6 protein-coding genes and 1 pseudogene are annotated in these 5,561 nt (G+C 66.7%); all 7 read left to right on the top strand.

Features of this window, described 5'->3' with window-relative positions:
• The first annotated feature begins 19 nt into the window (after positions 1-19).
• The gene (gene rpsB / locus ACT84W_RS04390; RefSeq protein WP_444328335.1) at positions 20-757 is read left to right on the top strand and encodes a 30S ribosomal protein S2; all 738 of its coding nucleotides are present in this window, start codon (positions 20-22) and stop codon (positions 755-757) included.
• A 50-nt stretch (positions 758-807) separates the two neighbouring features.
• The gene (gene tsf / locus ACT84W_RS04385) at positions 808-1,677 is read left to right on the top strand and encodes a translation elongation factor Ts (RefSeq protein WP_432290784.1); all 870 of its coding nucleotides are present in this window, start codon (positions 808-810) and stop codon (positions 1,675-1,677) included.
• Positions 1,678-1,859: 182 nt separating this feature from the next.
• A complete protein-coding gene (gene pyrH / locus ACT84W_RS04380; protein ID WP_417576554.1) occupies positions 1,860-2,585 on the top strand; it encodes a UMP kinase in 726 nt (241 codons plus the stop codon).
• Between the two features lies 1 nt (position 2,586).
• A complete protein-coding gene (gene frr, locus ACT84W_RS04375; protein ID WP_432290783.1) occupies positions 2,587-3,132 on the top strand; it encodes a ribosome recycling factor in 546 nt (181 codons plus the stop codon).
• Between the two features lies 1 nt (position 3,133).
• Complete coding sequence (locus ACT84W_RS04370) at positions 3,134-3,913, top strand: isoprenyl transferase (RefSeq protein WP_444328334.1); 780 nt, start codon at positions 3,134-3,136, stop codon at positions 3,911-3,913.
• A 1-nt stretch (position 3,914) separates the two neighbouring features.
• Positions 3,915-4,868: a phosphatidate cytidylyltransferase gene (locus tag ACT84W_RS04365; protein WP_444328333.1), complete on the top strand. Its 954-nt coding sequence runs from the start codon at positions 3,915-3,917 to the stop codon at positions 4,866-4,868.
• A gap of 8 nt (positions 4,869-4,876) precedes the next feature.
• Positions 4,877-5,561 (top strand): annotated as a pseudogene (locus ACT84W_RS04360) (1-deoxy-D-xylulose-5-phosphate reductoisomerase); the annotation flags it as partial.

Genomic DNA, 5,561 nt, shown 5'->3' with positions numbered 1-5,561 from the left:
TCAACCACAGGAGGTTACCATGGCTAAGATCACTATCCAGACCCTGCTCGACGCCGGCTGCCACTACGGTCACCAGACCCGCCGCTGGAACCCCAAGATGAAGTCTTACATCTTCGGTGAGCGCAACGGCATCTACATCCTCGACCTCAAGCAGACGATGTACGGCCTCGACTCCGCCTACACCTTCCTCAAGGAGACCGCGGCCAAGGGCGGCAAGATCCTCTTCGTCGGCACCAAGAAGCAGGCCCAGGAGCCCATCTCCCAGCAGGCCGAGCGCTGCGGCATGCCCTGGATCAACCAGCGCTGGCTCGGCGGCATGCTCACCAACTTCGTGACCATGCGCTCCCGCATCAACCGCATGGAGGAGCTCGAGGCCATGGTCGAGGACGGCCGCATGGCCACTCTGCCCAAGAAGGAGCAGGCCGTGCTCGGCAAGGAGCTCGACAAGCTCCAGAAGAACCTCGGCGGCGTCCGCGACATGACCAGCCTCCCGCAGGCCATCTTCGTCGTCGACTCCAAGCGCGAGGAGATCGCCATCCGCGAGGCCAACCGCCTGCACATCCCGGTGGTCTCCCTGCTCGACACCAACTCCGACCCCGACGTTGTCGATTACGGCATCCCCGCGAACGACGACGCCATCCGCTCCGTCGCCCTCATGTGCGAGATCGCTGCCGGCGCCGTCCTGGCCGGCACCGGCAAGGAGCAGATCACCGCTGAGGAGATGGCCGCTACCGCCGAGGCCCCCGCTGCCGAGTAACGCCGCTCCAAACGGCTCGTAGTATTAGTTTTTATCCAGAGGAGAAGAACATGGCTCAGATTACCGCCGCGCTCGTCAAGCAGCTCCGCGAGATGACCGACTCCCCGATGATGGAGTGCAAGAAGGCCCTCGTCGAGGCCGAGGGCGACCTCGAGAAGGCCGTCGACGTCCTGCGCACCATGGGCATCGCCAAGGCCGTCAAGCGCGCCGGCCGCGACACCAACGAGGGCACCATCGCCACCTTTGTCTCTGAGGACGGCAAGACCGGCGCCATCCTCGAGCTCTCCTGCGAGACCGACTTCGTCGGCACCAACCCGAAGTTCACCGGCTTCGCGACCAAGCTCGCCCAGGTCGTCGCCGAGCAGAACCCCGCCGACGTCGAGGCCCTCAAGGCCTGCGAGCTCGACGGCGAGACCGTCGACGCCGCCCTCACCGAGATGATCCACGTCATCGGTGAGAACATGAAGGTCATGCGCTTCCAGCGCGTCTCCGTCGAGAACGGCGCCCTCTCCAGCTACATCCACCTCGGCGGCAAGATCGCCAACATCGCCGTCTTCGAGTTCTCCAAGCCCGAGACCGGCGCTGCCGACGAGTTCAAGACCTTCGCTCACGACGTCGCGATGCAGATCGCCGCGACCGCTCCCGTCGCCGCCTCCCGCGACGACGTCCCGGCCGAGACCGTCGAGCACGAGCTCTCCATCTACAAGGCTCAGGCTGCCGAGTCCGGCAAGCCGGAGGCCATCCAGGAGCGCATGGCCCAGGGCCGTCTGGAGAAGTACTTCAAGGAGTTCGTCCTCACCGAGCAGGAGTTCGTCAAGGATTCCTCCGTCACCATCGGTGGCCTCGCAAAGAAGACCTCCAAGGACCTCGGCGACGAGATCAAGGTGAAGTCCTTCGTCCTTTACCGCTTCGGCGAGTAAACAAAGGGATCCATGATCCGGAGCCGGTCGCGAGTCAGCGGCCGGCTCCTTTTGTGTGCAGAGGGGCCACGCTCGCGGACGCACACGCGAAGCGGAGACGCCCGTCTGTTAGACTTGCTAGACGGCATAGCAGCGCGCTTCCCGCGCGCAGGTACCTGTTACTTCGTTCAATGGAGGCTGGTTTGTCAGACACCAAGTACAAGCGCGTGCTCCTCAAGCTTTCCGGCGAGGCCCTCATGGGCAGCCAGGAGTTCGGCATCGATCCCGCCGTCCCTGCCCGCCTGGCCGACGAGATCCGCCCTGTCTACGACGCGGGCGTCCAGGTCGCCATCGTCATCGGCGGCGGCAACATCTTCCGCGGCGTCCAGGTGGCCGCCGGCGGCATGGACCGCGCCCAGGGCGACTCCATGGGCATGCTCGCGACCATCATGAACGCGCTCGCGCTTCAGGACACCTTCGAGCACGCCGGCATGGACAGCCGCGTCATGAGCGCCATCTCCATGCGCCAGATCGCCGAGCCCTACATCCGCCGCCGCGCCATCCGCCACATGGAGAAGGGCCGCATCGTGATCCTCGCCGCGGGCACCGGCAACCCCTACTTCACGACCGACACCGGCGCCGCCCTTCGCGCCTGCGAGGTCAACGCCCAGGTCCTCATGAAGGCCACCAACGTCGACGGCGTCTACGACTCCGACCCCAAGAAGAACCCCGACGCGGTCAAGTACGACAAGGTCACCTACGACGAGGTCCTCACCAAGAACCTCAAGGTCATGGACGCGGCCGCCATCGCGCTGTGCCGCGACAACAAGATGCCGATCATGGTCTTCGACATCAATGCCGACGGCGGCTTCCGCAAAGCCGTCGAGGGCGAGAACGTCGGCACCGTCGTCTACGAGAAGGAGAACTAGCATGAGCCAGTACACCGACTACGCGACCTCCCACATGGACAAGGCCATCGAGGCGCTCAAGGGCAATTTCTCGCGCGTGCGCTCCGGCCGCGCGAACGCCCACATCCTCGACCCCATCAAGGTCGACTACTACGGCCAGCCCACCCCGATCACCCAGCTCGCCGGCGTGAAGGTCCCCGAGGCCTCGATGCTCGTCATCGAGCCGTGGGACAAGACCTCCCTCAAGGCCATCGAGAAGGCCATCGAGGCCTCTGACCTCGGAATCACCCCCTCCAACGACGGCGTCGCGATCCGCCTGCCGTTCCCGCGCCCGACCGAGGAGCGTCGCCGCGAGCTCGCGAAGGAGTGCTCCAAGCTCGCCGAGGACGCCCGCGTCGCCGTGCGCAACGTCCGCCGCGACGCCAACGGCAAGGTCGAGCGCGACGAGGAGCTCCCCGAGGACGAGCAGACCCGCGAGAAGAAGGCCATCCAGAAGCTTACCGACTCCTATGTGGCCAAGATCGAGGAGCTGCTCAAGGCCAAGACCGCGGAAATCATGGAGATCTAGCTTGCGCTACGACGAAAACCTGCTCAAGGAGTACTTCTCCGAGGCTCCCGAGGACATCTCGCTCGATGACGTGGACATGGCCCGCATGCCCAAGCACGTCTCGATCATCATGGACGGCAACGGCCGCTGGGCCACTGCCCGCGGGCTCGACCGCAGCCAGGGCCATGTCGCCGGCGTCGACTCGCTGCGCGAGGCGGTCACGACGAGCGTCCGCCTCGGCCTTGACGTGCTGTCCGTCTACGCGTTCTCGACTGAGAACTGGAAGCGGCCGCAGCACGAGGTCAACCTGCTCATGCACCTCTTCGCGACCACGCTCGTGAACGAGCTGCCGCTGTTCCACCAGGAGAACGTGCGCCTGCGCTTCTTCGGCGACCTCACCGCCCTTCCCGAGGAGACCCGCAAGGTGTTCCAGCAGGGCCTCGACGAGACCGCCGACCACACCGGCATGGTCTTCGCGCTCGCGGTCAACTACGGCTCCCGCGCCGAGATCGCCCGCGCTGCCCGCGAACTCGCCCGCGAGGTGGCGGCGGGGGAGCGCGACCTCGATTCCATCGACGCCGACGCGGTCGCGGCGAACCTCTACACCGCCGGGCTCCCCGACCCCGACCTGCTCATCCGCACCTCGGGTGAGCTGCGGCTCTCGAACTACCTGCTCTGGCAGCTCGCGTACTCCGAGTTCTACGTGACGCCCACCCTGTGGCCGGATTTCTCGCGCTGGGACATGCTGCGCGCCGTCAAGTCCTACCAGGCGAGGGACCGTCGCTTCGGGGGCGTGAAGTAGCATGGCCTCCCAGAAGGACACGGACGGTGCCGGGAAGCGCGCGAGCGTCGGGCTCGACCGCCAGGTCGACAAGCTCGAGGCGCACCGCGCCGCCAAGGAGGGCCAGCGGGCCGCGGGCGCCCTCAAGGGCCAACGCGCCCGCGGCATGACCGAGAAGCTCCTCACGCGCACCACCTCAGGCGCCATCTATGCCCTTCTCACCATCGCCTGCCTCTTTATCGGGCCGTTCACGACGACGCTTCTGATCGTGTGCATGGCCTGGCTGTGCTGCTCGGAGTTCTTCCGCATCGCCCGCATGGGCGGCCGCATGCCCAACGAGATCTTCGGGCTCACGGCCGCCATCCTGTTCCCTCTCGCGGCCTACGCGCGCGGTGTGTCCGGCCTCGCGGTCATCCTCTTGTTCTTTCTCGTGGCCATCGCCGCCTGGTACGTGGCCACCCCGAGGGCGAACATCGCCGACGTCGCGGTGACGACCTTCGGCCCGATCTACACGAGCTTCGCGTTCTCGGCCATCGTGCTCATCCGCGTGAGCGACGCGAGCCTCCACGGGGCGCTGCTCACCTTCGGCGTCATGCTCTCGCTTTGGGCGAACGACGCTGTGGCCTACCTCATCGGCTCCAGGATCGGCGCCCATAAGCTCGCTCCGCGCATCAGCCCGAACAAGTCCTGGGAGGGTTTCTGGGCCGGCCTCGCCGTCTCCGTCGCCGTTTGGGTCTTGCTCGCGCTCGGGGGCGTCGCCGGAATGAGCGTCGGTCTCGCCGCGGCGATCGGGCTCGTCGTCGGCGTCGTCGGCGTCGTCGGCGACCTCTTCGAGTCGCGCATCAAGCGAGGGGTGGGCGTCAAGGACTCCGGCAACCTCATGCCGGGCCATGGGGGCCTTCTCGACCGCTCCGACTCGCTGCTCTTCGGCTCCATAGCCGCCTATATCCTGCTGTTGTTTGGGGGAATACTGTGACCTCTCGCATCAACATATTCGAGGACACCGCCCCGCGCGCCGAGCGACCCCGCCCGGTGCGCGTCGCCGTTCTCGGCTGTTCCGGATCCATCGGCACCCAGACGCTCGACGTCGCTCGCCGCCACCCCGACAAGGTGCGCGTCGTCGCGCTGTCGGTGAACACCTCGTGCGCGGCCCTCGTTGCTGCGGCGCGCGAGTTCGGCGCGGCCCACGTTGCCGTGGCCGACTCCTCGAGGGCAGGCGACCCCGCCCTCGAGGAGCTCCCGGACGGCTGCGAGCTCGGCCTCGGCGAGGACGCCGTGACGGCGCTCGCCGAGCTGCCGGACGTCGACATCGTCGTGAACGCGCTCGTCGGTTTCGCCGGCATCCATGCGGGCTACGCCGCGCTCGCGGCGGACAAGGTGCTCGCCTACGCGAACAAGGAGTCCATCGTCTGCGGCGGCGACCTGCTCATGCCGATGGCCCGTCCCGGCCGCCTCATCCCCGTCGACTCCGAGCACTCGGCTATCTTCCAGTGCCTCGTCGGCGAGCGCCGCTCGGACGTCCATTGCTTATGGCTCACCTGCTCGGGCGGCCCGTTCTATGGTAAGACCCGCGAGGAGCTCGCGCGCGTGAGCTCCTCCGACGCCCTTGCTCACCCCACCTGGGACATGGGGGCGAAGATCACCATCGACTCGGCGAGCCTCATGAACA

Source organism: Paratractidigestivibacter sp., from assembly GCF_052362415.1.
Classification (GTDB): Bacteria; Actinomycetota; Coriobacteriia; order Coriobacteriales; family Atopobiaceae; genus Paratractidigestivibacter.
The sequence above is the reverse complement of the archived record's forward strand: the minus strand, read 5'-3'. Positions and strand labels throughout refer to the sequence as shown.

Bases quoted from the DNA above. Each gene is read 5' to 3' on its own strand.
- rpsB (WP_444328335.1), top strand. From the start codon at position 20: ATGGCTAAGATCACTATCCAGACCCTGCTCGACGCCGGCTGCCACTAC.
- tsf (WP_432290784.1), top strand. From the start codon at position 808: ATGGCTCAGATTACCGCCGCGCTCGTCAAGCAGCTCCGCGAGATGACC.
- frr (WP_432290783.1), top strand. From the start codon at position 2,587: ATGAGCCAGTACACCGACTACGCGACCTCCCACATGGACAAGGCCATC.
- ACT84W_RS04365 (WP_444328333.1), top strand. From the start codon at position 3,915: ATGGCCTCCCAGAAGGACACGGACGGTGCCGGGAAGCGCGCGAGCGTC.